This window comes from Sediminibacillus halophilus, from assembly GCF_900103695.1.
Classification (GTDB): domain Bacteria; phylum Bacillota; class Bacilli; order Bacillales; family Amphibacillaceae; genus Sediminibacillus; species Sediminibacillus halophilus.
Window position 1 is genome coordinate 88,098 of sequence record NZ_FNHF01000003.1, and the last position, 26,948, is coordinate 115,045.

A 26,948-nucleotide genomic window follows, 5' to 3' on the forward strand; every position below is an offset into this window, starting at 1 on the left:
GCCCCAAATAAAGCAGGCCTCTCCAAAATGTGTGGATAAACAGCGTGGATAACTTGTTTATAGCAAAGGAAAACATGTGCATAAGAGAAAATCAGAGCGGGTGTGGATAACCTTGTGCATAACTGGATGATTCGGTGAATAACTGTGAAATCTGCTTTGAAAATTAAATTGATTTTTACGAAAATTTATTATACGCTATACTTATTAAAATCATTTTAATAATAAAGCGGAAGGGAGGCGGACAATGGCTTCATCATCCACAGCAGGCAGTGCGGAGGAAATGAAACGGCAGAACCGGTCGTTCGTTTTACAAGCATTGCGAAAAGCAAGCCCTGTTTCCAATGCAGAGCTGGCGCGGCACACCGGCTTATCGATAATGTCGATTTCCACTATCATCAAAGAACTGCAAGCGATCGGTTTAGTGGAAACCAGCGGCAGCGGAGAATCTCAGGGCGGCCGGAAACCGTTGTTGTATCAGCTACACCAGCAAAACTATGTAATAAGTGTCGCTATCCATGTGGATAACATCCAGACTGCCAAAATCAATCCCCAAGGGAAAATCGTGCAAGTCGAAAAAAAATCTGTTTGTGGACAACTACAACAAAACGAATGGGCTGCATTGGTCTGTGATTTGATTGATCAGTTGCTGGAAAACAGTGCAGACAAAGCGGAGGTAATGGGAATCGCCGTTTCCGCTCCTGGTCCGGTCGATGTGGATACCGGAACGCTATTAAATCCGCCGAACATTAAAGCGATCGAACAGTGGGAAGTGGGTGCGCTGTTGGAAGAACGCTACCGGCTGCCTGTCGTCCTGGAGCGGGATGCGAATGCAGCTGCACTCGGTGAGCACTGGTTCGGTTCCTCCGAGAAAAAAAGCAGCATGTTATATGTATTCGCTGACCAGGGAATTGGCGGCGGGATTATTTTTCAGGGGAAAGTATATCGCGGCTTTTTAAACGGAGCGGGAGAAATCGGCCATCATACCATTGACATGGACGGGCCCAAGTGCAGCTGCGGAAGTTACGGCTGTCTGGAGGCATTGGCTTCCGGCATCGCGATGACGAAGAAGGCAGAAACGCTCCAAGCTCAGAGTGAAGCACTGTCTGCAGAAAAGCAGCAGATTACATTGGAGAAAATCTTTGCAGCCGCAGAATCAGGAGAACCGCTAGCCATGCAGCTGCTGGAAGAATCGGCAAATTACTTGGGGGTAGGCATCGCCAACGCAGCTAACATCCTTAATCCGGAGGAAATCATTATCGGCGGCGCAATCGTTCACGGTTATCCGGCTGCAATGGAAACTATTTCGTATCTGGTCAACGACCGAATTTTATACAATGGAAAAGAACCAATGATCATCAAGCGGTCGCAGTTCAAGGAAGAGGCACAGCTTGTCGGAGCGGCGGCAGTGATTCTCGATCATTTGTTTTCCAATCCGCAGCTGTTAATGAAATGACAAACAGGGAAAAGGTGATAATATGGGAATGGCAGTAGGAGTAGATATCGGGGGAACAAAAGTAGCCCTGGCATTGGTGAATGAACAAGGTAACATCAGCAGGCATAGCAAACTGAAAACAGATAAATCCGTTGAGCCAGCGGTAATGATACAACGGATCATTGATGCGATTGAACAGCTGTTGAAGGAGGAAGGGCTTGAAGACAGTCAGATTTCCGGCATCGGTATCGGGTCTCCGGGACCGTTGAACAGCAAGGCGGGGGTCATCTCCTGTCCACCCAATCTGCAAAACTGGAAGGACGTTCCGATTGTGGAGCAGGTACGCGCGCATTTTCCGGTTCCTGTCGTGCTGGAAAACGATGCAAATGCGGCTGCCATGGCGGAAAAATGGTTAGGCGCCGCACAGGAAAATCAGGACTTTGCTTACATGACCATCAGCACCGGGGTCGGAGCCGGGTTGTTTGCAGACGGAAAACTACTGGGTGGAGCGCGCGGCAATGCCGGAGATATCGGGCACACCGTCGTCGATCCGTCTTACGGCCAATGCCCGTGCGGCCAGAAAGGCTGTCTGGAGTACATCGTGTCTGGAACAGCCATCGCCAAACGCGGTTCCGAGCTGGCAGGAGAAACGCTAACGACCGAGAAAGTGTTCCAACGCTACGAGCAAGGTGATGCCAACATCGTTCCGTATATCGATGACGTATTCCGGTTGATAGGCGTGGCGTGTGTGACATTGATCAACACCTTCGATCCGGAGAAAATCGTGATCGGCGGCGGAGTCTCCAAGGTTGGGGAACCATTGTTCACAAAAGTGCGGGATTATGTCAGCCATTATGCATTGAACCCTGCCGGCCGGGAAACAGAAGTCGTACCGGCTCAATTGGATCAAAATGCCGGCGTCGTCGGAGCAGCTGGACTGATTTTAGCTAATTAACAACAAGGATAATACGTACATAAGGAGGAAAACGATGTATAAAGAACCGATTTTTTTAGAGCCCGTTTTTCAGGAGCGGATTTGGGGCGGCCAAAAACTGAAGACGGAATTTGGCTACGATATTCCCTATGACCATACCGGAGAGGCCTGGGTGATTTCCGCCCATCCGAACGGACCGAGCCGGATCGTCAATGGCCCATTGCAAGGCAGCACATTGAAGGATACCTGGGAACAGCACAGCGAATTGTTCGGTAACGCAGCCAAAGGCGGGGAGGACTATCCTTTGCTGGTGAAAATCCTCGATGCGGCCAACGATTTATCCGTCCAGGTGCACCCGGATGACACGTATGCAAGAGAAGTCGAAGGCGAGCCATATGGGAAAACGGAATGCTGGTATGTCATCGGCGCGGAAAAAGATGCGGAAATCATTTTCGGCCACCATGCCGGCAGCCGCGAGGAATTCAAGCAAATGGTCGATAGCGGCCAGTGGGATGATTTGCTGCGCAAGGTGAAAGTGAAGTCCGGAGATTTCATCTATGTACCGAGCGGCACCATCCATGCCATCGGAAAAGGCATCGTGATCTTGGAAACCCAGCAAAGCTCCGATATTACGTACCGGGTCTATGATTACGACCGGACCGACGATCAAGGCAACACAAGGGAGCTGCACCTGGATTCAGCGATTGCCGTATCCACCGTTCCACATGAAACAATCGATATCGAGCAAAAACAAATAAGCAAAGACGGCCTGACATCCAATCGACTCGTCCAGCAGGAATACTTTACTGTCTACTATTGGGAGCTGGACGGTGAAGTCGACCAAGCTATAGAGGAAGATTTTCTGCAGGTGAGCGTACTGGACGGCGAAGGGGAAATAACCGTGGAAGGAACCACCTTCACCTTGAAAAAAGGCGACCACTTTATCGTGCCATCCACTGTTGAGCACTATCATTTATCCGGGAAGGCGTCGTTTATCGTTTCCCATCCATAAGGAAAACTTCAACCATCAGGAGAAAAACCAGGCTGAATCGCAATGATTCGGCCTGTTTTTTGCTTTTATGTATCATTTTTCAACGTGCCAATCACTGGCCCTTTCAATAACTCGAAAGGATGGGGCAATTTCGTGATAAAATGAAGGAAGAATAGATCTGAAACAAGGTAAGGATAGACAATAAGCATTAGGGCGGGATAGGCTTGGAAGAGAACATATCCAATGTAGTAAAAATGTTCCCTGCAGTGGAACAAAATCAAAAGGTTGTAATAGGAATAGATGGATTAAGTCGTGCCGGGAAAACAACATTTGTTAGTTCTATTGAACGGGACATGCAAGAGAAAAAAATTCCGGTTTGTATTTTTCATATAGACGATTACATTGTCGAGCGGAAAAGACGTTACCATACTGGATACGAAGCGTGGTATGAGTATTATTATTTGCAATGGGACATAAATTACCTAAGAAAATATTTATTCGAAAGACTCAAAGAAACAAAGGAACTACAGTTACGGACTTATGACGATTTAGCCGATACACAATCATTACAGACAATCAAATTACTGGATACCTGCCTGATTATCATCGAAGGGGTATTTTTACAAAGAAAAGAGTGGAGGAAATACTACGATTTTATGATTTACCTGGATAGCCCGAGAGAAAAAAGATTCCATCGTGAAAGCCAGACAACCAGAAATAACATAGAGAAGTTTGAAAAGCGATATTGGAAAGCGGAAGACTATTATATGGAAACCGTTTCGCCAATCGAAAATGCAGATATAGTTGTTAGGAATTGAAATAAATAATTAGTTTCCGCCGGTTATTACGAACGAAGGTTACATATAGTTATCTGTTGGTGTTTCGTTGTCAAAATGCTAACTAATAATTCCACTAAAAAAACAGCCCTATATCCCCCTCGATCTGTTAGAATTGTTTTACAATTTAAAAAGGTGGAATTGAAAATGTTGTCAATAAAAGACCGAATATGGGGCCAAATAAAGATAATTATTTCAGTAACCTTAGTCTTTGCTATGTTTTATTTGGAAGATGATGATACCAAAGGAATATTTCTTTTAAGTGCTGGGATTATTTTTACAGTGATTGGACTTATAATTTTTTCAAGAAATAAGCAGGAGAAAACTATAAAAATTGAAGAAGGAATTTTTGATTTAATAATAGGAACTTTTTTTATCACTTACTCCATATTTCAACATTTAATTATTTTTATTTTGTACGTTATAGTTTTTATTTCGATAATTGTTTTCCTAAGTTATGGTAAAAGGGACCGTTAAAAATATGGCAAGGAAAAAATACAAATCCGGACGCCTCGCTCTCTATGAACCCTCTGTTCATTCTCGCTATAGCTCAGTTAACCTTCCATGCAAGGCGTGAAACAATATTTGTTTTAGCCCTTCTTAACGTGGTAAGACTTCCGGTTTCTCCATCCCAAGAATAAAATCAAAACCTTTTATAACAAACGAAATAAGAGGGATATTGAAATCCAAGGTAGTCCGTATTGCTATGTGCTCCTATTATGTTGCACCCGCTCCTGATGGCTTGGTTCCCGAGAGCAGACAGCTGTTCCTGCTAATAAAAACTCCTGCTTACGGGACTCAAATAAACTTCTACTATTCATTGATTATCTCAAGAGCTGACTGAATTTCTTCCCCTTCCATCGTGCGAACAGTTAAAGGTTCTTTGATCTCATCGAGCCCTATATAAATAAACGGGGACTTGTTCGGATTGCTTTCATCCTCCACCACATCCAAAACAACTTCTGTGCTTTCGTTTTGATTAACTTCCTGCACTTCCATTTTCTTTCCGATATATTCCTCGCCGAGTATTAAATAAATTTGTTTGTTTCCTTCTGAAATCGTGGAAACGCGATAATGACTATACGTGTTGTCATTAACAGCGGTGTGCCCTTCATCAATAATCCAATAATCATCATCTTTTCCGTTCACCACGAATATGGTGGTGAAAAAGATCACCGGTAATACGACTAGACCGATTTTATCCCAAATAGTGACCTTTGTGAGTTTAGACGATTTCGTCAATAAAGGCATTGCCATCGTTCCCAATACACTAATTAGAAAGACACCTATTGCTAGAAAAACATACCCCATTCCTTCAAACCCTCTTACAATGTAAAAACTATAAAGAACAATGATTAAAGCTGTAATAAATGTCAACAGTGGGGCCAAGTAAAACTGCTTTTTAAATTTTGAAAGGATAAAGAAGAAGCCAAAAACCAACAAACCTAAGAATAATCCATACGCAAGTATTAAATACACCCAATCTCCTCCTATAACCAATAAAACAATTGAGTTACCAAATGGCTAGTAAAATCACTGGTGAGCAAAAAGAAAACTTTAAGCAGTAGCTTTCCATTTATCTTTCATGGGTACCAGAATGGTTTCTTCTTATTGGAACGCCTTTGTACTCGATATCAATCAAACGAAAAGCTCAGAGAAGTAAATGGCTCTGAGCGTTTTCTATGTTGAAACGGTATTTTTATATATTCAAATTAGCCTTGCTATGTGAAAATCTGCGTATTTGCTTCATCTCAATATCTTCTCGATCTGATCAATCTCCGACTCGGTGAAATCAGGCTTTTCCAAGGCTTTCACATTCTCTTCGATTTGCGATACCTTGCTGGCACCGATCAAAGCAGAAACGACCGCCTTCTCCCGCAGAACCCAAACAAGCGCCATCTGGGCAAGGGACTGACCCCTGTCACGTGCTACTTCGTTGAGCTGCTGGACTTTTTCGATGACGTCAGGAGAAACATCTTTTTCGTTGAGTGAGCGGATGTACTGTTTGGCCGCCCGTGAATCTTCTGGAATCCCGTTCAAATACTTGTCGGTCAACAAGCCTTGGGCGAGCGGGACGAAGGCAATGCAGCCGGCACCGCGTTTAGCGAGCAGGTCGGTCAACCCGTCTTCGACCCAGCGGTTCAGCATCGAATAGGACGCCTGGTGAATGATAAACGGTGTACCCTGACGTTCCAAAATGTCGATCGCCTTTTCGGTGTCTTCGGCATTATAATTGGAGATCCCGACATACAGTGCCTTTCCCTGCCGGACGATCAAGTCGAGCGCCGCCATCGTTTCCTCTAATGGTGTTTCCGGATCCGGACGGTGATGGTAAAAAATATCGACATAATCCAGCCCCATACGCTTTAAGCTTTGGTCGAGACTGGCGACCAAATACTTTTTCGAACCCCAATCCCCATAAGGTCCGGGCCACATGGTAAACCCTGCTTTTGTGGAAACCACCATCTCGTCCCGGTAGCCGGCAAAGTCTTTTTCCAATATACGCCTGAAGTTCTCCTCGGCAGAGCCCGGTGGCGGGCCGTAATTATTGGCCAAGTCGAAATGCGTAATGCCAAGGTCGAACGCCTTGCGGATCATTTTGCGCTGGTTTTCAAAAACATCCTCGCCGCCAAAGTTATTCCAAAGACCGAGCGAGATGGCCGGAAGCTTCAAGCCAGAATTCCCACAACGGTTATAAGCAATCGATTCATAACGATTTTCATCTGGTGTATATGCCATATAAAAATTCCTCCTTTCTAAACTGATTCGTTGTTCACGAGAAAAACCCTTTTTCAACCAGAAAAAAAGCTCCCATATAGATGGGAGCATTATTCATCAATAACCGACTTCGACAGCGGCATTGACGATATACATCAGATCGTTTTCATCGTTCTCTTCTTCGAGAATGATTCCGCTTGAGGTTGCCATGCCGCCATCCGTCAATTCAACAGTAGCGGAGCCAAACGGAATCACCTTTTTGACTTCATCCTTGTCGAGCTGCTGCCTGTCTAACGGGACGGCGAGACGTACGTTGACTTTCATGTTTTCCAACGATTGGCCCGGCAAGCTTTGTTCAATACCGGGCATCGAATTCGAGAGGATCGCATCGTCCACTGCCCGGACGGCTGCCTTGGTGATGTTTTGGCCATGCACGTCGATACCAGTTCCGGTCTGTACGAAAAGAATTTTATCCATGGGAAAATCTCTCCTTCCAAGTGAATAGAGATCTTGCCAAAGTCGAGGGGTACAAATAGCTTATAGTGAACATTTCCCGTCAAAGAACGGGGACAAACTTGGGATTGGAATTAGAACGAGATAAGCAAACGAAATAAAAACTAGCAGGTCTTGCAAGATGCATAGTGACTGGGAGCCTATTCAGCAAGAGAGTAATCGGAATATAAATGAGAAATTCCCAGGAAACATATCGTAGCTAACAATCAAATCGCAATCAAAGATGCAAAACCATCCTCCCCAAAATTTCGACAGAATCCTCCTTTATTTCCCCGGAAATAATGGGGTACATGTTATTCTTTGAACAATCCCTCAAAGTAGTAGACAAAAAAGTCATTCACGGCCAGACAAAACGATGATTCCATCCCACATAAAAAATCGACACATATTTGCCATTGTCTTAAAGTGGTTGAATTGATACCATATGTAGTAGATTAAATAGTTTTTATTACATATATAGATATTTCGCCAACTTAGTAGTATACTCTCAAAAAGATTGGGTTGATATCCATGACGGGCATAAACATGAGAACAAAGCATTCGAACGACAGGGCACTTGCTTCGTTATCCGTCATTATAGTGTATGTATCGATCAGTGGTAACACGCGTGAGGTGGCCCAAATGCTTGCTGAGGAATTCGAGCGGCATGTCGGACAGGTTACGCTCTATAACATTTTGGGAAATGAACCCTTTCCCAACGTGCAGGCTTATGATGCCATGCTGATTGGCAGCTATACCTGGAATAACGGGCAGACACCGTTCGACGTAAAGGATTTCGTGGCCGATTTAGGCTATAAGCCGGAGAATGTGTTCGTCTTCGGCACCGGCGATACACAGTTTGGCGGGGATGATATGTTTTGCCTGGCAGCAGAAAAGCTGGCTAGATTTTATCATTCACCGCTTCCGTCGCTGAAGGTGGAGCAATCTCCAAGAGGAGAACAGGAACAAGAAGTCATCAACTGGATGAAAGGGGTATTAACATGGCTAAGTTAACAAGAGCAAAAGTACTGGAACCAACAAATCCGAATAAAGCTACAGCGCTGTTTAACGGGGAAGCGAGCGGGATTCTCCATTGGGACAATGTGAAATATCCGCATTTTTACGACATGCGGAAAACAATCCGAGGGCTTTTCTGGACAGCCAACGAGGTCAACATGGTGACGGATACGAAGCAATTCAGCAAACTCTCCGAACGGGAGCGAACCGCCTTCCTTAAAATCATCGGACTGCTTGCGACATTGGACGGACCGCAAACGGATATCGCATCGAAGATTTCTGCCTATTCGACAGATCCAAGCGTCAAATCATTGCTTGCAACCATCGCCGACCAGGAAAGCGAGCATAATCACAGCTATACATACGTTTTGGCTTCGGTGACAAATTACGATAACCAAATTGCATCCTTTAATGAAGGACGTACAGATCCTGTTCTGCTTGAGCGCAATGAACGAATCGTCGAGATTTATAATGAATTTGCGACCAATCCGACTATCGAAACGGTATTAAAAGCAATGGTGTATTCTTCTTTATTGGAAGGACTATTCTTCTATAGTGGGTTTGCTTTCTTCTACAACCTGGCGCGCAATCAGAAAATGGTAGGTACATCCACGATGATTTCTTACATTAATCGGGACGAGCTGTACCACGGCCGCTTTATCAGTGAACTGTTCCGTGCCACCCTGACAGAAAATCCAGAGTACAATAACGAGAAATTCATCGAATGGGTTTACGACCAATTCCGCCATTCTGTTGAACAGGAAACAAAATGGAGCCGCTACGTGCTCGATGGCATTGACGGAATCCAGCTCGACGCAATGGAAGGCTATATCAAGTATCGAGCCAACAAGATGCTTCGCATGCTCGGTCTAAGCGAGATTTACGAAGGCTATCAAGAGAACCCTATGAAATGGATCCGTGCCTATGCCGATAACTTCAACGGCACAAAATCCGATTTTTTCGAACAGAAGTCCCGCCAATACACTAAAACAAGCGACTTAAACGGATTTGACGATCTGTAATAAAAAGAAAAATCCCGGCTCTTATACATGCCGGGATTTTTTTATGAGCTAGTACATCTATTATAATTGCTTATAAGCAATAGTCTTTTTCATGTTTGCCGCAAACCCATGCATTTTCCATTTTTTCTCGTTATACTAAAGAGAATAGACAATATCACCGATAGAAAAGGAAGAAACCATGAAAATAACAATTATTTCTGTAGGAAAACTAAAAGAAAAATACTTAAAGCAAGGCATCGCGGAATATGTGAAACGCCTAGGAGCTTACGCGAAAATCGAGGAAATCGAAGTACCTGACGAAAAGGCACCTGAAAACCTAAGTGCAGCCGACATGGAGCTGGTCAAACAAAAGGAAGGCGACCGCATACTCGCAAAGATTGGCGCCGACGACTATGTTATTTCTTTGGAAATAAAGGGAGAAATGATTACATCCGAACAACTCGCATCAAAAATCGACAAGTTGACCACCTATGGGAACAGCAAAATCGTGTTTGTGATTGGTGGGTCACTGGGATTAAGCTATGAAGTACAGCAGCGGAGTAATTATGCGCTTAGTTTTTCGAAGATGACGTTCCCTCACCAAGTGATGAGGCTGGTGTTGTTAGAGCAGGTTTATCGGGCGTTTCGGATTAATCGGGGGGAACCGTACCACAAGTAAATGAGGTTTTAAGTTCTAAATGTATCTATATTAACCTATGTGGTTAATCATTTAATAAATTTGACTGACTATTTGTAAATAGTAGTAGTTTGAATTAATTATTATTGAAACTAAATTATTTTAGGGGTGAGAAAATTTGTTTTTTGAAAGTATTGTATTACCATTCATTGTTGGCTTGGTTACTAATAAAGTGTCTGAATCCTTCCAGCAAAAAGATTTAGCTTTAGTGGTTGATGAAATATACAATAAATCAGTTGATGAATTTAATAAGAAATATCAAAATGCATATGGTGGTGCATATGACAATTTTTTAGCTAGACAGAAGAATTTAGAACTTGTTATGAAAACTGTATTGAGTTTCAAAGATACCTCTGAAATCGAATTTGAGAATATATTAGATTATTCAGGCAATCCTACACCTGAAGAAGTAGTGAAGGATTTCATTATTATTTTTAATGAGAATCTTAATAATGATGAGAGACTTATTCAGTATCGACATATGCGTGAGCATCACTTTTTAACTGAGCGAATAATGGATGATATTAAACAAATTAAACAAATTAGATTTAAAAAGTTTGTGAGCCCTGAAGAGTTTTTTGATTTCGAGGCTAACGGAAATATAACGGAAGCAAAGAAATTGGATAGTGATGTAAAAAGAGTGATTGATAATTTGAAAGTCTCTGACATAGTATTAATAGACTCCTTTCGAGGATTTGGAAAAACAGAGACTCTTAAAAATGTATCTATATCAAAAGGCATAGGGGATCTATTTGATAGCATCATCGTCATGAGGCATGGTGTGAGAAATATAGTTGATTCTTTGCAGTCGGAGTTTTTCCAAGAAAAAAAATACTTAATAATTGTTGATGATAGTGAATTATGCACGGGTGAAATTAAGGAATTACTTAACTTTATGAAATCTGTTGGAGTATTTAGTAAATTATTATTGTCAGTTCAAACATATTCAAATGAGAAAATTAAATCTTTAATTATAAAAGCCGGTCTTTTTAATAGTATGGTGCAGGTGAGCTTGAATAATTGGGAGAGGGAGGACTATATTGATCTTCTAAGAGTGGCTGCACAAGTACCTGAGTATATGGATGAAGATATTATAGTTGCTAAATATCCTTCACCAACTTTAATCAAATGGATTGGAGAGAAGAAGTTATCATCAGATAAAAACAAAATAGAAGTTCTATTTCGTGAGCACAAAGAGTTACTAGAGAATGATACGTATGGAATATTAAATAATTATATATCTAGAGAAGACTGTAATAGGTTACTATTTAGCTTATGTTGTGCAGTCCCGTTTGATTTAAGTGATGAACAATGCAACTTAATTAATAAGTCGATTCAAAGAAACTATGACATAAAAATGATAGTTCGTTTAATGCAAAAAGGTGGTATTATTCGTAAAGTTGGGTATAAATATAGGTTTTATCCAGATATAAAAGGGGACATTTTTTTAGCATACTCATTAAATGATTTATATGACGTAAACATTCTTGATTATTGGATTAGACATGACCAAAACAGAGTGTTAGAGAATATCAATGAAGCAGGACTAGTTAGTAAAATGGATATTCAAGATATCCTAAAGTCACTGATTGACGAGTGGTCGCTTTCAGAAGCATATTATGAACAATGCAAAAATCTTGAAATCGCCAGCTATATTGTAAGATTTTCTCCAGAATCAGTTACTAATCTTATTTATTGCTATCTTGATAGTGTTAAAAATGCAAATGGTGGAGACTATTTTCGATTAACAACAGATGATTTTGGTCCTGTGTTATTAAAACTCTGGAGATATAACAATGATATTGAAACCATACTTAATTTCTTATGTGAGCTGGAAAATATTCAAATAGACGGAACATATGATAATTATAAAGTGAAAGGGATTACTAGGGACTTATTTTCTCCAGTGACAAACAGCCCGAGAAAAATAATAGAATCATTGACTATTCTTCAAAAATGGATAAGTAATGATAAAAATGCAGCTTTGACAATATTTAAGTATGCTGCTTCTGAAATACTAAAGGGAGGCCACGAAGTAACGAAACCAATAATTAATGGTATTCAATTTGGTGTAAGTGTAGTACAAGTAAGTGATGAAGTAGTTCGTATGCGTGAAAAATGCATTGAAATAATCGAATATCTAGTAAATAGTAGATTAGAGAATAATATTGTAAAAATAATAGAGTCAATTTGTCATGAAATCGGGGCTATGTCATTTGGAAAAAGTGAACCTGAAGAGAAGTCGCTAAAAGAAGTAATTGAGCAGGAACGAAAAAAGTTAGTAGAATTGCTAGGCAATAAGCTATTAGAATCTAAAGATATTTCAGTTAACATTATTATCGAAAGAATTTTGATATACTGGTGGGCTGGTCAATATTCAGGATGCGAATTTGCAGAGTCTTATTTGCTTCAGTTTAAACGTGATGGTAAATATCTGTTTGCAAAATATTATGTCGACGTCGATTATAGAGTTTTTTCTTTTGAAGAGATAGCAAAATTGGCACCTTCTAAAGAACGATGGGACTGGTTCGTTGATGAAGTAATGCAAAATACAAATGATAGAAGAGACGATTCAAGAAGAATTGCAGAGGTTTTACATAGTGAAATTAAAAGTGTGAAGGCTCTTAACAATTTCCTTATTTACGAATCCGAAATTATTAGTAATTTTGAGTTAGCATGGTCAAGCCCAAACATTATTGAGCGATGGTTTGAATATAACAATAATTTATTTATTGAATTTATAAAATCTATGCATTATTCAGGTGTAGCAGGATTTCTAAAGGCATCAATATTTAATTCAGTAATTACTCATAGTAATCAAAAAGAGGAAATGATTAGTTCGTTTTTAGTACCTGAGGCCAATTTAACAAATGATGAGATATTCATATTACTTAATATTGCTCAAGATAATTCTTTGAGCAATGAATATGTAGTAACTATGATTAATAGTATCATTGATATCTACAATTTCGAATATGCTGGAGGTATCATACATCGGTTGTACTTCATTTTTAAAAATCGTGAACGTAGTTACTTGATTAATATACTTTTGAAAATCATTCAAAAGTATCCTTTCAATGACTCAATGGCAGATATGATTGATTTAATAATTCAGCAATACATTAATGACCTTAAAATTGTTAAAGGATTTCAAGAATTTAAAGATGAGATTTTAGTAAGAATCAGTGCAATGGAAAAGTTAAATTATCATAAAGAAAAAATCATTGAAGTATTGTTACGAAGCAAAGAAGAAGCTATTGAGTTCATTGAAGATAGATTAAGGAACACAGATATTAATGGGATTGACAAAGTTCCATATGGTGGTTTTTCTTTTTTAACTAAGTTTATCTCTGATGTGGAAAGTTTTAGTTTTTTAGTTAACAGGTTAATAAATTTTGTAGATAAACGGTTACTTGCTGAATATGATCTAAGAACTATTATCAAACCTTTGTTTTTAAGGGCTGATGGAGAAGGGGAACCTGTAGGGCCTAGTGTTCTTAAGTATTTTATTAATGAGGATAATGCTAGAGGCGTTTTAAAATTAATGGAATGCTTTACTTTGTCTGAAAAGACGGTTGTAGATTTCGTCAATGGGCTCAAATATTTGAATGAAAATGGGAAGGGTAAAGAGGCAGAAGGGATTATTTATTCACAAAGATTCCCTGATGGGGGATGGAGTAGAAGTATTGGACAAAACTCACCTGAGCTTATGAACCGAATTTCTTTATATTCAGAGGTCCATAAGTTAATTCCTTTTGGGAGACTGAAGTTAGTGGTTGAGAGTTGTATAGATTTCTTGAAAAAAGATATGGATAAAGATTTAATTGGAGATGAAGAAATCCTTAATCCAAGGTAAGGGTATATCAAGAATGCAGATTAGTACCCTTTAAATTTGACTTTGATAAACTTGATTTTAAAATTAATAGTCATCATTACAAAGGTAAGTATGAGAACTTATTTAGCAGAGTATTACATAAAACCGTATCATAAAAAGATACGGTTTTTATTTGTGATAAGTATAACTTTTTTATTCTATGTAGATGTTTATGCTATAATTTGTTATTAGGGAAAGTATAAAGAGGAGTAAAAACAACATGGCTGTACGTTTTATAGGAAATAAGCAAAAATTGTTAGATTTTATTTTGCAAAAAGTGATTGAAGAAACAAATCTAACAAGTGGACTGTTTGTAGATTTATTTACGGGAACGACATCAGTTGCGATTGGTGCAAAAAAACTTGGATTCGATGTTATAACTAATGATAAACTAATTAGTTCTTTTATATATTCTAAAGCTGGTTTATTAGTGAATGAGGAGCCCCGATTTGAGAACTTATTACCAAATATAGATGTTAATACGGATTCTTTATTTGAGCAACCTTACGATTTAGTATTACAGTATTTAAATAATCTACCAGAAATAGAGGGATTATTCTATAAAGAATATGCACCAGGAGGTTCAGCTAAATACTTGAGTGAACCGAGGCAATATTTTACTGATAATAATGCAAAAAAAATAGATGCAATTAGAATAAAGATTAATTATTGGTATAAGAAAAAGCTTATAGATGATATTGAAAGGTCTCTATTAATCTCAAGTTTAATCTTAGCGACTAATAAAGTTGCTAATATATCAGGTACCTACGGAGCATACCTTAAGTCTTGGTATAATAGAGCTCTAGAGAAAATTGAACTTGAAAGGTACCCATTGTTCTTTTCTAATGGGAACTATAGCGTGTTTAATGAAGATGCCAATAATCTAGTAAAAAAATTAAAAACTGCAGATATAGTCTATATAGACCCTCCCTATACCAAGAGACAATATAATGCTTATTATCATATCCCTGAAACTCTTGCAATTGGTGATAATCCCAAAGTTTGGGGTAAAACAGGGCAAAGGCCGAGACAAGGTGATGAAACTTCTGCCTATTGTTATAAAAGAGAAGCTCGAAATGCACTACATGAATTGGTGAATAATATTAAAGCAAGACATATCTTTTTAAGTTATAGTACAGATGGTCATATCTCTCATAATGAAATATTAGATATCTTATCGACCAAAGGAGAACCAAAATACTGGGGAGTAGATTATAAAAGATTTAGAAGTAATAACCCGGAGGGTGGAAAAATAGAGGGTCTAAAAGAGATGCTTTATTATGTTGAGGTTATAGATTAATAACTAGTAGAGGGGATTACTAATGAGTATTAAAACGACGAAGTCTAGGGACGTTACACATGAAACGTCCTCTTTTAGATTAAACTATAAAGATTTTAAGAAAAGAATTTTTGCTCTAAGCAGTTTATTGTTTAATCAAAGAAAAAAATTATATCCAAAAAGAGACACAAGTATTATATATGAAGAAACAATTTCAATACTAACTGATTTATTGTTTATATTATTAGCAAATCAAAGAAATTTAATAGAACTATCCGAAGATACAGATATAACATTAAATTTAAAAATGGAAGTTTCAAACTTACGAGATCACGATATTACTAATGAGAAATGGGATGAAGAACTACATTCACTTATAAGAGAACTTTATAAAATAATGAAAGAAACAAGATTAAATACAGATATATTGAGTATCTTAGTAGAAGATTCATGGGAAAAAAGCAAACTAACAGTTTTAGCAAATAAAAACGGCTCTTCTAACAATAGAAGGGAAAAAGGTTCTTATTATACTAAAGACGAATTAATTGATGTTATAGTTAAAAATACAATTGACCCTTTATGTTCTAATAAATCTATTAAAGAGATTTTAAACTTAAAAATTATAGATCCAGCTGTGGGGTCTGGCTCCTTCATACTGTCTGCTCTAAAAAGAATATTATTTCATATTAAAAACCTTACTAAAGAAGACATAGATATTAATTCTTACAAAAAAGAAATAATAAAGAATTGTTTATATGGAGTAGATATTAACCCAAACGCTTTAAAATCAGCGATTTACTCTTTGTGGATAGAAGTAGGTGAGAATCAATTTCCAATAAGTACTATAAAAAGAAACTTTGTAGAAGGAGATTCATTATTAGCTAGGGAATGGAATCTGAAGAAAAATAATTATGATGAAGAAAATTTAATATTATTAAATAACTATTTGGTAGGTAAATTGTTAAATGGAGATAAAGTTAAGGATTGGGAAGAAGAATATGAAGAACTTTTCGTAAAGAAAGGGAACGGTAAACTCTTAAATGATGATTTAATAGAAAAGGGAAGAAATAGTAAAACTTTCATATGGCAAGTTTCATTTAAAAATGTATATAAAAACTCTAATGGTTTTGATGGGGTAATAGGTAACCCACCATGGAATAAAGTAAAAGCTCATCTCAAGGAATTTTTTATACATTATGATTTAACAATAAAAGGTATGCAGGGAAAAGCATTAAAAAAATACGTTGAAGAAGAGTTTCTTTCTCAGGAATATTATAAAAAGTTATGGAATGATCATAAGAAGAATGTTAGTAGTTACTCAAAAGCTGTGAATAATTCTCCACAATTTCAACATCAGGCATATGTTATTAATGGAAGAAGGCAAGGTGGAGATAGAGATTTATACAAATATTTCCTAGAACTTGCTTATAATCTTACATGTGAAAATGGCTATGTAGGTTTTATTATTCCAGCCGCATTCACACATTCTGAGGGAACCACTGGTATGCGTGAATTGTTATTTAATCAAAACAATATTCAATTGCTATTCACTGTTGAAAACAGAGATAATATATTTCCTATAGATAGTAGGTTTAAATATGCTTTATTAATATTTAAAAAGACTAAAACTGGTGAAGCTGACATTAAGTGCAGATTTATGTTGAGGTCATTGGAGGAAGTCAATAATAGTTTAAAAAATAATGAGCTATTAAAAATCCCTAGCGATTTAATCAATCTATTAAGTCCAAATTATAAAACGTTACCTGATATAAAATCACAATACGAAGTAGAGTTACTAAAAAAAATTTACAAGGTACATCCGCTTATTAATTCTACGAGAGGTTGGAAAATTCAATTTAATAGAGAATTAGATATGACCAATGATAGCAATCTATTTGTTCATAAAGAAGTGATTAATAAAGAACATAAAGATTACTATCCATTATATGAAGGTCGTATGATAAACCAATTTGATTTTGCAGCTAAAGAGTATATATCTGGAGAAGGTAGGCAAGCTAAATGGGGCGATTTAAGTTGGGAAGCTAAAAAGATTCTACCACACTTTTATGTTCAAAAAATTGAAGTTGAAAAGAAAAATATAGAAGCTAACAAAGCTAGACCAGGTTATTGTGACATAGCAGGCCAAACAAATGAAAGAGCAGTTCAAACTGCATTAATTCCCAGACATACTGTAGCTGGAAATAAGGTACCGACAGTTAGAATAACACCCAATGATGTAGCCCACAACTTATTATGGATTGCTTTAACGAATTCATTTGTGTTTGATTGGCTAATGAGACTTAGAATGTCAACTACAATAAACTTTTTCCATTGGAATCAATTGCCGTTACCTTTAATAGATGTATTTTCAAATTGTGGGAAGAAATTGGTAGTAAACTCAGCTAAGTTATCATTACTCTCACCATATATGGATAAAGAAAGAGAAGAATTGATTCACTTTTATAATGGAGAGGTCAATAGTGATGAAGTTAAACCAGTTATTTATTCTAATGAGCGACAAGAGATAAGAGCAGAAATAGATGCATTGGTGGCAAATGTTTTTGGGTTAAACTTACCTGATATAGCATTTGTTCTATATCAATTTCCGTTGTTAGATAGAAAACAACCTGGACTTCCTGGAGATAAATGTTTAAATAATAGAGGTGAAGGTTCATATATCACTCGAGATCTAGTGTTGTATCATTATTTGAGTATTAATAATCAACCAACATCACAAGATATTATTGAAGTTTATAATCAGTGTAATATTAATATTAAAGAAATAACAGGAGACATAAGAAGAATTGATAAACGAGTCAATGAAGCAAAAGAGTTAAATGCAATTGCATATGTTCCGGGAAGGAAATGAATAAGCATAATGATGTTAATCATTATGCTTATTTTTTTTCCTGTCATTAAGTATATCAAGTAATATTTCTTCAATGTATTCTCGTGTTAAATTATATTTAATGTTTTCAGACTCTTTACTAAGATTAGTGTTATAATTACTTTTAATAACTAAACCATGGTTAGAATTTTCAAGTCTCATATCATTATTTTTTAATTTTGATTTGTTTGAATACTGATTTCTAAATGTGTCAAATTCATCATCTTCAATATAAACTATTAAATCGCCGGGCTCACATTTTAAAACCTTACATAAAGAATTTATGTGATCAATATCGATTCTTTTTATTTGTTCATGATAAATAGCTGATATTGTCGCAGGTCTAATTCCTGTTTTTTGTGCTAATTCTTTTTGGCTCATTTTATGAATTCCTAATAACTCGGATAATCTTAGTTTGACAGTCATGGTATCTAACCTTTCTAAAAGGATATTGATATTTTATCAATTAATTACGTTAAACGCAAAAAAAAAACACTTTTGTATTGAATAATTACGTTAAAAGTAATATAATAACACCTGGACATACATCAATGTTAATACTTACTAAAAATGCTATATAAAGGATGATTAAGGAATGAGCCAAAATCAGGTTTCTGTAAAAAGAATAGTGTTCAAAGAATTACTTGCAGGCGACAGGAGAAAATTTGAAGCTAGGTCAAATGATACAGCTTCTGGTGGAGGAGCAAGAGATTTACGTTTTAGTCCTTATTCTCAATTTAAAACTGCTTTTGAAGAAATGTTCCCACATATCGATGATAAAGGAATTGCCTCTGGTAAATTTCACTGGTATGAAGCCGGGCGGGAGGTATCTAAGGATGCATTTTTTCATCCTCCAACAAGTGCGCGAGGGAATGAGGGAAGAATAGCTAATATTGACAAATTTCTACCGACTGATAAAATCCCTAATGAAGAAGAAGGAACGGTATTTATATTATTTATTCAAGACAGTGAAGGAAAAGTATGGCCTAGCTTCGCGACAGAAAATGCATTATTGAATGAATGGCATGAAGATGTAAGTAATATGATTCTGAGCTGCCATAATTCTAAAAAGCGATCAAATATGGCCACCTCCGGATTTGTAGATTTTGAGTTAGGGAGTGAATTTTGCAACCATGGATAGTTACTCAAATGAAGCAATAGAAATTTTAAGTTTGTTAAAAAGAAGAAAGAATGTATTACTTTCTGGACCACCAGGTTGTGGCAAATCTAGACTCTTGAATGAAGTAGGTCACGCATTTATGGATACGCCTGTCACTAGTGTATCGGCACCTTCACCAGTTTTAGTGCCAGATTCACCAGTGGCTATACCTCGTGAGGTTGAAACTGAACATGAGGAATTTCAGAATGTCTGGCCAGCTGAAGGTAGAGATCAGAGAAAGGTATTTAAAACAGTATTCCATCAACAAACTAAACATCGTGAATTTGTATCAGGACTCTCTCCGTTAACAAATGGAGAGAGTGGATTTCGAGTAGTTAGTGGAACCCTATACAGAGCAAGTGAGCATGCAAAATTACAAGGAGGAGCGTCACTGCTAGTAATTGATGAAATTAATCGAGGACCTGCCGTTCAAGTATTTGGAGGGAGTATTGCTGGTATTGAGCCTGAGAAGAGGTTAAATGAAGATAACACTGATACCCTTAATACCCAGTACTTTGAGTTACTTGATCCTGAGACGGGAGATATTATAGAATATGCTCTTCCGCAGCATCTATATATATTAGCTGCAATGAATCAAGCAGATACATCTGTTGAACCTCTAGATGTCGCTTTCTTAAGAAGGTGGGCGCCATATAGGTTAAAACCTGATTACGGAGTTCTTAGGGAATACTTTTCATTAGAAGAAAATGATGATGATTTGCCATCAACACCAGAAAATGCATTATCGGTTTATGAAGCAGCAATTAGAGCACTAAATGCGATAAATAAGCGGATTCGTTTAGGTAAGGGGAAAGAATTTCAATTAGGTCATGGAGTTTTTCTTACTAATGAAAAAGAACCCAGTTTGGAATTAGATGAAGCACTTGAAGATGTTACTGAACTGTGGGGATATGTCCAAGAACATATAGAAGAAGTTTTCTTTGGAGATATATATGGAATGGCTACAGTACTAAATGTAACTAGTGGTATAAGATCCCATCCTCTTAAATTACAGGAAATTACGTTTGGCGGAGAACCTAGATTAGACTTACAAGGGTTAGATGAAGTAGATAACCATAATATTTACAAGTTGTTAAAAGCGGTTTCAGAAGGTTAGATTATTGTGAAAAGAATATCTGTAATAGAATATGGCGCTCCGAAACCAGTAATTGAACAAATGATGCAGGACACAGATTTATCTCGGGAAGATTTAATACAGAGGATTAATAAAGCAGGAGATCGGGTTAAAAACATACTAGGTTATTCAAAAAACCCTATTAATATAAGTGATGATAAAATAAGAGTTACTGATTTTGCAGGTATTTTAAGAATTGGCCCATCAATTGAAATTGAAGTAGCTCCTAAGTTTTTAGGCTTAGATTCGATAAATCAGCGTTGGAGAGAAGACTTTTTTTATTTAGCTACCTTATCGTCAAGCGGGAAGTTATTGAATTCAGATAAAATATTGTCTAAACCAGGAGAAAAAGGAGACTTGCATAATCTAATTGCAAGGGCATTTGTGGAAATGTATTGGGATAATCATAGGCGTTCTTTAAGAACATATAGTAGAAGAACTTTTAAAGATTTTTCAATTGATGGAGATGTGGATCCTGAATCTTTACTTTTTCCTGATGGAGAAGGATTTAAACAAGAAGGTTTGTTCTTTGACCATATGAACCAATATAACTCAGTTATAATTAATGCTGCTAAGCAGTTATTGCCAAATCTAAGGGAACCAAATTTAATTGCACAGTTACAAAGGGTAATCCAGTTACTTGCACCGCAAAAAAACATTAATAATGTTAGGCGAATCAAATTACCTAATAGATTATCTAGATGGCAACAGTTGTATAATCTATCATTAGATATTTTAAAAGGGTATGGGCTTGTTTATCATTCAAAGGATTCAATTGCACCAGGTTATGTACTTAATACTTGGAAGGTATGGGAAGATTTTTTAAGTATAGCAATTAGTAGCGGGTTTGGCATGGAAAATGTAAAGCAACAAAATGCATTTGTGTTAGGAAAACGACAGCGACTCTTGGGGAATCCTGAAAATGTAAATGTAATCCCTGATCTATTAATTTCCAACAATGGGTCAGAAGATTTTGTATTTGATGCAAAATACAAAGGGCATGTAGAGAAAACAGCAAAAAGGATAGTGGAACAAGATATTTATGAATCTTTAGCATTTCTACATGCTACGGATCTTAGAGTAGCTCTTTTAGCGTACCCTGCAGAACCAAAAGAAGGCTACTCTTTAGGTGATATCAACATGTTTGAAAAAATTGAAGTTGGAAATAAGATAATCTTAGGCCTTGAAGTTGAATCAAAAACAATCTCTTCTAAACATGGATTTTTGAATTTCTCCAATAACCTATTTAATAATTGCATTGCAGTAATATCAAATTATACGTAGATATTAAATAGGTGAAAAATCAAATATATATTATATATTTGAATAATTGTTAACTAATACCCCATCATGTCCATTTTAATGGCATATGGGGATTTTTATATTTAGAGGAGGAAATATAATGAAACAACTTTATACAGGAGAAAGGGTTAAGCAATTATCTATATTACAAGAAGACAATTATAAACAATTGCCTGCAAAACGAGTTAACATCGTAAGTTTGAAACTTTTAAAAGAATCTTCAATTTTGTATAAGAAAAGAACAATTCGTTCTCCAGAGGATGGTTATGAACTGATAAAACAATTTTTAGGTGATGTAGACCGAGAGCATTTTCTTGTAATTTGTTTGAATACAAAAAATCAACCCACTTCTTTGAATGTTTGTCATATTGGTAGTTTAAATGCCTCGATAGTGCATCCGCGAGAGGTGTTCAAGCCTGCAATTTTGTCTAACGCAGCTTCAATTATTGTAGGACATAATCATCCAAGTGGCCAACCTGAACCGAGTCAGGAGGATATTCATGTTACAAAAAGAATTTCTGAAGCAGGAAAAATAGTAGGAATAGACCTTCTTGACCATATTATTATAGGAGAAGATAAGTTTATATCATTAAAAGAAAAAGGATACTTGTAAGGGGATTAAAAAATTGAATATTAGGGATAAAGTTATAAAATTAATGAAAGAAGAGTTCGAGGTTAATATCGATGGTGAAAGATTGGGAGAAGAGGCATTATTGGTATATTTGGAAGAGCTTGATAAAGATATTGTTTCTCCTAAAGTAAATAAATTATTGCCAAACCCAGTAATTTTTCAAACATACGTGTACCAAGAAAAATCAGAGTGGATAATCGGAATTGCCTTTAAAGAAGGAACCGATTATCCACTCTATTTAGTTTGCCTTAAGGATGGCAAAAAAGTATATGAAAAAGTGTTAACCCAAAAGGGGATCAAAAATGCCAAAGAAACATAAGTCTCGCTATATGACTAAGGCAATTAGTGAAGAAGTGAATGTTGAATTAAAAATGCTCCTATGGGGAGTGATGGATTTATTGGCTTCAGAAAGGAAGGAAACGATGGATTACCTTCAAGTTTTTGATATTATTGTTTCCGATAATAAGTTAAGGATGACTAATAAGCAAGAACAATCGTATTTGAAAGAGGAATTTATAAATAAAAGAGGCAATATTAATAAAAAACCATGACTGTTTGGGGGATTGGGGATATCGACAAACAAACTATGCTATTTTCATAGGATTATTAGATCTAATAATATAAGAAGTTAAGTCTCAGAAATGGGGCTTAACTTCTTTTTTATGTTGATATAGTAATCATAAAAATTAATCTACACTACTAGCAAAAATATTATGAAACTCTTCAGTTATCTCATCACCATCCACTAATACCACTATATTGTCTAACCCGACTATGGTTTTTAGAATAATATTACTGAAAGCTTTTTCCATGTGAAAGGCTATCTCTTGTGCTTTACCCTTTTCAGTGCTAATAAAATAGGTTGCTACATTGCTGCTAGTGTGAGCATTATGTGTGATTAATAAATCGTAAATGAGGTCAAGATGAAAATTTTTATGAATTTCTTCAGTTGGTTCGAATATGTTGTTTATATTTTTTTTAATTCCTAGCTCCTTTAAATCCCTGTGTACAGTTGGTTGACTAGTTGCAATGTTCCTTTTTCTTAATTCCTCAACGATTTCATTTGCGGTTGTTAATTCCTCTTGGTCAATAATTTCAAATATATTCTTATGGCGTTTGTTTTTTGCTAGCAATTTATCTTTATTTTTTTCTGAGATATGATTTTTCATAAAAACCCTCCTGTTCACAAAATTGTCACAAGTATATCCGTAAGTTGAATTCGTTTAGTTTGCCATAGTAAATGTCCGAATAAGTATTTGTACGATAGATTACAAATGGTTTAAAACTAATATTTCATAAAGTGAATCATCAACATGAATAAAATTGTGAATAAAAACATTATAAATGAATATTTATTGAGGTTCAAGTTCGTTTATATAGTTGTTTTTTTATTCATAGATGAATTTGTATGTGCTATAGTCTATTTGTGAAGTCACCAAATAATACGAAGGAGGAAATATTTTGAAAAACAATCAACTTGAAGCAAAAAAGAAAGAGGAATTTAAAACTTACAAGGTGGGGGACCATATTTACTTCGAGGATTTTCAAGACAAGTACTACAATGAATTGTTTTATGAAGAAATTGAGGAGGCGGTTTGGCAGATGAGTTTATGTGAAGCGTTTTTTGCGCGATTTGAACCTACCTCTCAAATCGACACCCTTGATGAAGATAAAAAAAATAAAATATTTTCACTTATGGTAGAAGAGTTTAAAAGTCTACCTTGCCCGCCGTCTAAAATGATAATAGACGATACAGGTATCAGATGTATGTGGTTTTTACCTAATCTTATTCATGAGGATTGGTTTGATAGTAAGGAAAATATATCAATTTTCTGTTACAAGATAAGGAACCAATTTAATAATTTGGAATCTTGTATAATGAAGAAGCAATTCGCATCTTGGGTTGATGACGGTAGCATATTTACGCCTGAGGAATACATGAAATCTGTATTTAGGTTAAATCAGTTTATTAATGTGTTGGGATTAAAGATCACTCTTGAAGATAATTAAGTTTATATTCTAATCACCTCTTCGCGAATTGTAAGGGGGACAAAAAAACATGATGGAGGGATTGTAGATGTCACTAGAGAAGCTATTAAAAAGATATTATTCGGGTAATTTTACATGGTTGCAAATTGAAGATGCAAAAAAGGAAGAATATAAGAATTCCTTAAAAAAAGAAGAGGAATTTGTCTCCCTTTATGAGTTTGGCAATGAACTAAAAATGGACTTTTGGCACGAAGATGACGAAGTTAACCCTTTGGAAGGTATTATAGCATTTAAAAATGTAATGTTTTTTGCTGAAATTAATCGTTATGGAACCAAGCGATTTACAGAAATGGAAGAACAAGAAAAAAGGACTACTATTGAACTTATTATCACTAATTTAGACAAATTAGAAATGAAACCAGTTGGTTATGAAGTGAAAGAAGAAGGAATTGTCCTAGCTTGGTATAGATCTCCTATAATGGACCCCTATACGCTTTTCAACCGAGCTATTACTTTAGAATAACAGATTTGGAATAATTAATAAATGGGTGTTCTTGATAACTTCTGTGTATACAGGGTAGCGACACAAGGAGCTATAGAGAACTTTCGGTACAGCTGGTACTGATGCTACGTGTGGAACATAAGCGTTCAGGTTCCTTGAAGAAAGGGATTGTTAAAAGTACTGAAATATTTTGATGGTTACAAAAAAGCCATGTGAGTGCATTAGTATCAATGGCTTTTTTGTAATTTTTAGAAGATATGATATCAAACAATTATTAAGGAGAAAAATACTGTTTAGCCAACAAAGGGTCTAAACATCTCAAGAGTTTTTGCCTTATCGGGAAAGGAATAGAGTTTCTAACATAGTGTCAGTAGCGGCAATAGCAAAAGAGGTTGTGGATCTATTGTCGCTACTGACACTATGTTAGGCAAGGGTAGGTGACCCAATCCAACTTAATTAGCTTTCTTGTTAATGACTCTACTTTTTAACCGATAATTTAATAGCCAAAATAAATACAGAAAAAAAGCAGGTGTGAGCATGAAGAAGATTTCTATTTACGGTATTGTAGAGGAAGTATTAGAAGAAGGAACTAGTTCGGTTGAAATATCGAAACAAACAAGTGCATACTCTAGGAAGTTCAAAGAAATACTGAATGGGTTACGTATTGATCCACAATATTTTAAAAAACAGGGATCTAAAAAAAGTGAATATGAAATTCCCATTGAGGCAAAGGGAGCTGTTAAGAACCTTTTGCTTTCATATACATCTAGCCCAATGAAGTCAGTTAGAAAAGGTAAATTTGAGCATTTGACATTTCAGGACCTGAAGGGAATTGTAGAGTGTATTAAAATATTATTAAGTTATACTCTTCAAGGGAAAACCCTTCTAGTCGAATTGAATAAGCTTGATACTCTTACGCAATTTAATGTAAAAAAATCCTTTTCACAAATGAAGGATGAGAGCATAAAGGAATTAATAGAGGAAACAGAGAGTATGCTCTGCCCTAACTTTAATAATATGTTAAATCAGGAAGATAGAGTTTTTTTAACGAATCATTATATGCTAGAGATAAAGCATCTTAATAAGAGATTAAGAGAAATCATTGATATAGTTCATGAACTGAGGGAAGAAGAGGTTCTTCTAACTAGTGATCTTAAATCCAAACAAGGAGAGATTACGGCAAAAGAAGAACGGTTAGAAATCCATGAGCAGGTTGTTAAGGAACTATTGGAAAAAGGTGAAGATGATGAATTGTACCTTAGTAATCTTAAAGAATTAAAAGAAGTGACTGGTATTAAAAATGAGGAAATGGTAGTAAAGGAGTTAAAAGAACTCGCCAATAATAATGAAGGTACATCGCATTTTAAAATAGTAACAAACGAAGATGCTGATTTGGGACAAAAATTCCGCACATCAGAAGAAGTTATAAACGAAGCAGTAAGACTATATTATGAGAATAGAGAAATATAGAGTAGGTTCATAAGAGCCTGCTTTTTTATATGGAAAATTAACAGTGTACATGAAAAAAAGAATATTTTTTTTCATGTTTTTTAGTATTAACAAAAAAGTTAAATTAGAAAATGTCACTGAGACAAAAAACATCTTCAAAAAAACAAGGAGGAAAACAATATGAATCCATTAAAAAGAGATTCCCTAGATGTAACTAAATTTGAGGCGTCTACTTGTACCGATAAAAATCGTTCAGTTAGAAAAGGAGGGGTGACCGTAGTCTATTCAGACAATGGTAAAAGGTTATCTCTAAATACTTCAATTCTTGAACAGTTATCAGACCTAACTTCTGTACAAATCGCTTATAGCGATAAATTAATCGCAATCGCTAATTACCTAGGGGAATCAAATACAAATTATGCCCTTAAAAAAAATGGAAAAAGCAATGCGATTTACAATGCAGTACTCGTAAAAGAAATAATCGAGCGATACAATTTAGATTATTCTAATCGCACATCGTTAACGTTCCCAGTGTATAAAGTGCAAGAAACAGATAAAGGAAAAGTTGTATATATCGACATGAACCCCTCAACAGACTGAACTAATAATGAAGTAGAGAAAAA

The 26,948-nt window shown here is 36.3% G+C and carries 26 protein-coding genes; 21 read left to right on the forward strand and 5 right to left on the reverse strand.

Going from position 1 to position 26,948, the window contains the following annotated elements; all coding sequences use genetic code 11:
- The first annotated feature begins 244 nt into the window (after nucleotides 1-244).
- The 5 genes from BLR82_RS11035 (at nucleotide 245) to BLR82_RS11055 (ending at nucleotide 4,670) form a co-directional block, all read left to right on the forward strand.
- Nucleotides 245-1,453: an ROK family transcriptional regulator gene (locus BLR82_RS11035; RefSeq protein ID WP_074599316.1), complete on the forward strand. Its 1,209-nt coding sequence runs from the start codon at nucleotides 245-247 to the stop codon at nucleotides 1,451-1,453.
- A 28-nt stretch (nucleotides 1,454-1,481) separates the two neighbouring features.
- A complete protein-coding gene (locus BLR82_RS11040) occupies nucleotides 1,482-2,387 on the forward strand; it encodes an ROK family protein (RefSeq protein WP_342721497.1) in 906 nt (301 codons plus the stop codon).
- Between the two features lie 34 nt (nucleotides 2,388-2,421).
- Nucleotides 2,422-3,378: a mannose-6-phosphate isomerase, class I gene (manA, locus tag BLR82_RS11045; RefSeq protein WP_074599320.1), complete on the forward strand. Its 957-nt coding sequence runs from the start codon at nucleotides 2,422-2,424 to the stop codon at nucleotides 3,376-3,378.
- 203 nt (nucleotides 3,379-3,581) lie between these two features.
- Nucleotides 3,582-4,175: a kinase gene (locus BLR82_RS11050; RefSeq protein WP_074599322.1), complete on the forward strand. Its 594-nt coding sequence runs from the start codon at nucleotides 3,582-3,584 to the stop codon at nucleotides 4,173-4,175.
- Nucleotides 4,176-4,340: 165 nt separating this feature from the next.
- Nucleotides 4,341-4,670 carry a hypothetical protein gene (locus BLR82_RS11055; RefSeq protein ID WP_074599324.1) on the forward strand — a complete coding sequence of 110 codons (330 nt, stop codon included), beginning with the start codon at nucleotides 4,341-4,343 and terminating at the stop codon, nucleotides 4,668-4,670.
- A gap of 336 nt (nucleotides 4,671-5,006) precedes the next feature.
- Here the strand turns inward: BLR82_RS11055 and BLR82_RS11060 are convergent, their stop codons facing one another.
- From BLR82_RS11060 to BLR82_RS11070, 3 genes are all read right to left on the reverse strand, one after another.
- Complete coding sequence (locus BLR82_RS11060) at nucleotides 5,007-5,672, reverse strand: YesK family protein (RefSeq protein WP_074599326.1); 666 nt, start codon at nucleotides 5,670-5,672, stop codon at nucleotides 5,007-5,009.
- Between the two features lie 267 nt (nucleotides 5,673-5,939).
- A complete protein-coding gene (gene mgrA / locus BLR82_RS11065; RefSeq protein ID WP_074599328.1) occupies nucleotides 5,940-6,932 on the reverse strand; it encodes an L-glyceraldehyde 3-phosphate reductase in 993 nt (330 codons plus the stop codon).
- Between the two features lie 96 nt (nucleotides 6,933-7,028).
- Nucleotides 7,029-7,388: a Lin0512 family protein gene (locus tag BLR82_RS11070; RefSeq protein WP_074599330.1), complete on the reverse strand. Its 360-nt coding sequence runs from the start codon at nucleotides 7,386-7,388 to the stop codon at nucleotides 7,029-7,031.
- Between the two features lie 561 nt (nucleotides 7,389-7,949).
- On the opposite strand from BLR82_RS11070, the gene BLR82_RS11075 reads away from it, so the two are divergent.
- The 6 genes from BLR82_RS11075 to BLR82_RS11100 all read left to right on the forward strand — a co-directional run bounded on the left by BLR82_RS11075 (nucleotide 7,950) and on the right by BLR82_RS11100 (nucleotide 18,140).
- On the forward strand, nucleotides 7,950-8,417 hold the full coding sequence (locus BLR82_RS11075; RefSeq protein WP_074600054.1) for a flavodoxin: 468 nt from the start codon (nucleotides 7,950-7,952) through the stop codon (nucleotides 8,415-8,417).
- Nucleotides 8,399-9,442, forward strand: a complete 1,044-nt coding sequence (locus tag BLR82_RS11080; RefSeq protein ID WP_425440900.1) for a ribonucleotide-diphosphate reductase subunit beta — start codon at nucleotides 8,399-8,401, stop codon at nucleotides 9,440-9,442. The genes BLR82_RS11075 and BLR82_RS11080 overlap by 19 nt, the downstream gene beginning before the upstream one ends.
- Nucleotides 9,443-9,620: 178 nt before the next feature.
- Complete coding sequence (gene rlmH / locus BLR82_RS11085; RefSeq protein ID WP_074599334.1) at nucleotides 9,621-10,100, forward strand: 23S rRNA (pseudouridine(1915)-N(3))-methyltransferase RlmH; 480 nt, start codon at nucleotides 9,621-9,623, stop codon at nucleotides 10,098-10,100.
- Between the two features lie 136 nt (nucleotides 10,101-10,236).
- Nucleotides 10,237-13,974 carry a hypothetical protein gene (locus BLR82_RS11090; RefSeq protein ID WP_074599337.1) on the forward strand — a complete coding sequence of 1,246 codons (3,738 nt, stop codon included), beginning with the start codon at nucleotides 10,237-10,239 and terminating at the stop codon, nucleotides 13,972-13,974.
- Nucleotides 13,975-14,212: 238 nt separating this feature from the next.
- Nucleotides 14,213-15,292: a DNA adenine methylase gene (locus tag BLR82_RS11095; RefSeq protein WP_074599339.1), complete on the forward strand. Its 1,080-nt coding sequence runs from the start codon at nucleotides 14,213-14,215 to the stop codon at nucleotides 15,290-15,292.
- A 22-nt stretch (nucleotides 15,293-15,314) separates the two neighbouring features.
- The gene (locus BLR82_RS11100) at nucleotides 15,315-18,140 is read left to right on the forward strand and encodes an Eco57I restriction-modification methylase domain-containing protein (protein WP_074599341.1); all 2,826 of its coding nucleotides are present in this window, start codon (nucleotides 15,315-15,317) and stop codon (nucleotides 18,138-18,140) included.
- A gap of 15 nt (nucleotides 18,141-18,155) precedes the next feature.
- On the opposite strand, the gene BLR82_RS11105 is transcribed toward BLR82_RS11100, so the two are convergent.
- Nucleotides 18,156-18,584, reverse strand: a complete 429-nt coding sequence (locus BLR82_RS11105; RefSeq protein WP_083334821.1) for a helix-turn-helix domain-containing protein — start codon at nucleotides 18,582-18,584, stop codon at nucleotides 18,156-18,158.
- Between the two features lie 169 nt (nucleotides 18,585-18,753).
- Between BLR82_RS11105 and BLR82_RS11110 the strand changes: the two genes are divergently transcribed.
- From BLR82_RS11110 to BLR82_RS11135, 6 genes are all read left to right on the forward strand, one after another.
- On the forward strand, nucleotides 18,754-19,299 hold the full coding sequence (locus BLR82_RS11110) for a hypothetical protein (protein ID WP_074599345.1): 546 nt from the start codon (nucleotides 18,754-18,756) through the stop codon (nucleotides 19,297-19,299).
- Nucleotides 19,292-20,434, forward strand: a complete 1,143-nt coding sequence (locus tag BLR82_RS11115) for an AAA family ATPase (RefSeq protein WP_074599347.1) — start codon at nucleotides 19,292-19,294, stop codon at nucleotides 20,432-20,434. The genes BLR82_RS11110 and BLR82_RS11115 overlap by 8 nt, the downstream gene beginning before the upstream one ends.
- A 6-nt stretch (nucleotides 20,435-20,440) precedes the next feature.
- Complete coding sequence (locus tag BLR82_RS11120; RefSeq protein WP_074599350.1) at nucleotides 20,441-21,736, forward strand: 5-methylcytosine restriction system specificity protein McrC; 1,296 nt, start codon at nucleotides 20,441-20,443, stop codon at nucleotides 21,734-21,736.
- Nucleotides 21,737-21,854: 118 nt separating this feature from the next.
- Nucleotides 21,855-22,367 carry a JAB domain-containing protein gene (locus BLR82_RS11125; RefSeq protein ID WP_074599352.1) on the forward strand — a complete coding sequence of 171 codons (513 nt, stop codon included), beginning with the start codon at nucleotides 21,855-21,857 and terminating at the stop codon, nucleotides 22,365-22,367.
- A gap of 13 nt (nucleotides 22,368-22,380) precedes the next feature.
- Nucleotides 22,381-22,704, forward strand: a complete 324-nt coding sequence (locus tag BLR82_RS11130) for a hypothetical protein (protein ID WP_245693787.1) — start codon at nucleotides 22,381-22,383, stop codon at nucleotides 22,702-22,704.
- Complete coding sequence (locus BLR82_RS11135; RefSeq protein ID WP_074599354.1) at nucleotides 22,688-22,936, forward strand: DUF960 family protein; 249 nt, start codon at nucleotides 22,688-22,690, stop codon at nucleotides 22,934-22,936. The genes BLR82_RS11130 and BLR82_RS11135 overlap by 17 nt, the downstream gene beginning before the upstream one ends.
- Before the next feature lie 135 nt (nucleotides 22,937-23,071).
- Here BLR82_RS11135 and BLR82_RS11140 read toward each other — a convergent pair whose 3' ends face one another.
- On the reverse strand, nucleotides 23,072-23,554 hold the full coding sequence (locus BLR82_RS11140; RefSeq protein WP_074599356.1) for an arginine repressor: 483 nt from the start codon (nucleotides 23,552-23,554) through the stop codon (nucleotides 23,072-23,074).
- 292 nt (nucleotides 23,555-23,846) lie between these two features.
- On the opposite strand from BLR82_RS11140, the gene BLR82_RS11145 reads away from it, so the two are divergent.
- The 4 genes from BLR82_RS11145 (at nucleotide 23,847) to BLR82_RS11160 (ending at nucleotide 26,925) form a co-directional block, all read left to right on the forward strand.
- On the forward strand, nucleotides 23,847-24,395 hold the full coding sequence (locus tag BLR82_RS11145; RefSeq protein ID WP_074599359.1) for a hypothetical protein: 549 nt from the start codon (nucleotides 23,847-23,849) through the stop codon (nucleotides 24,393-24,395).
- Nucleotides 24,396-24,462: 67 nt separating this feature from the next.
- Nucleotides 24,463-24,897, forward strand: coding sequence for a hypothetical protein (locus BLR82_RS11150; RefSeq protein ID WP_074599360.1), 435 nt, complete (start codon nucleotides 24,463-24,465; stop codon nucleotides 24,895-24,897).
- Between the two features lie 516 nt (nucleotides 24,898-25,413).
- Nucleotides 25,414-26,346 (forward strand): hypothetical protein, encoded by a 933-nt coding sequence (locus BLR82_RS11155; protein ID WP_074599362.1) that lies wholly within the window; start codon nucleotides 25,414-25,416, stop codon nucleotides 26,344-26,346.
- Between the two features lie 159 nt (nucleotides 26,347-26,505).
- Nucleotides 26,506-26,925, forward strand: a complete 420-nt coding sequence (locus tag BLR82_RS11160; RefSeq protein ID WP_074599364.1) for a hypothetical protein — start codon at nucleotides 26,506-26,508, stop codon at nucleotides 26,923-26,925.
- The last annotated feature ends 23 nt before the right edge of the window (nucleotides 26,926-26,948 follow it).

Excerpts from the sequence above, each read along its gene's own strand:
- manA (WP_074599320.1), top strand. The coding sequence starts at position 2,422 with ATGTATAAAGAACCGATTTTTTTAGAGCCCGTTTTTCAGGAGCGGATT.
- BLR82_RS11055 (WP_074599324.1), top strand. The coding sequence starts at position 4,341 with ATGTTGTCAATAAAAGACCGAATATGGGGCCAAATAAAGATAATTATT.
- BLR82_RS11150 (WP_074599360.1), top strand. The coding sequence starts at position 24,463 with ATGTCACTAGAGAAGCTATTAAAAAGATATTATTCGGGTAATTTTACA.
- BLR82_RS11115 (WP_074599347.1), top strand. The coding sequence starts at position 19,292 with ATGGATAGTTACTCAAATGAAGCAATAGAAATTTTAAGTTTGTTAAAA.
- BLR82_RS11040 (WP_342721497.1), top strand. The coding sequence starts at position 1,482 with ATGGCAGTAGGAGTAGATATCGGGGGAACAAAAGTAGCCCTGGCATTG.
- BLR82_RS11070 (WP_074599330.1), bottom strand. The coding sequence starts at position 7,388 with ATGGATAAAATTCTTTTCGTACAGACCGGAACTGGTATCGACGTGCAT.
- rlmH (WP_074599334.1), top strand. The coding sequence starts at position 9,621 with ATGAAAATAACAATTATTTCTGTAGGAAAACTAAAAGAAAAATACTTA.
- BLR82_RS11035 (WP_074599316.1), top strand. The coding sequence starts at position 245 with ATGGCTTCATCATCCACAGCAGGCAGTGCGGAGGAAATGAAACGGCAG.
- BLR82_RS11110 (WP_074599345.1), top strand. The coding sequence starts at position 18,754 with ATGAGCCAAAATCAGGTTTCTGTAAAAAGAATAGTGTTCAAAGAATTA.
- BLR82_RS11125 (WP_074599352.1), top strand. The coding sequence starts at position 21,855 with ATGAAACAACTTTATACAGGAGAAAGGGTTAAGCAATTATCTATATTA.
- BLR82_RS11095 (WP_074599339.1), top strand. The coding sequence starts at position 14,213 with ATGGCTGTACGTTTTATAGGAAATAAGCAAAAATTGTTAGATTTTATT.
- BLR82_RS11140 (WP_074599356.1), bottom strand. The coding sequence starts at position 23,554 with ATGAAAAATCATATCTCAGAAAAAAATAAAGATAAATTGCTAGCAAAA.
- BLR82_RS11135 (WP_074599354.1), top strand. The coding sequence starts at position 22,688 with ATGCCAAAGAAACATAAGTCTCGCTATATGACTAAGGCAATTAGTGAA.
- BLR82_RS11100 (WP_074599341.1), top strand. The coding sequence starts at position 15,315 with ATGAGTATTAAAACGACGAAGTCTAGGGACGTTACACATGAAACGTCC.
- BLR82_RS11160 (WP_074599364.1), top strand. The coding sequence starts at position 26,506 with ATGAATCCATTAAAAAGAGATTCCCTAGATGTAACTAAATTTGAGGCG.
- BLR82_RS11105 (WP_083334821.1), bottom strand. The coding sequence starts at position 18,584 with ATGACTGTCAAACTAAGATTATCCGAGTTATTAGGAATTCATAAAATG.
- BLR82_RS11155 (WP_074599362.1), top strand. The coding sequence starts at position 25,414 with ATGAAGAAGATTTCTATTTACGGTATTGTAGAGGAAGTATTAGAAGAA.
- BLR82_RS11075 (WP_074600054.1), top strand. The coding sequence starts at position 7,950 with ATGAGAACAAAGCATTCGAACGACAGGGCACTTGCTTCGTTATCCGTC.
- mgrA (WP_074599328.1), bottom strand. The coding sequence starts at position 6,932 with ATGGCATATACACCAGATGAAAATCGTTATGAATCGATTGCTTATAAC.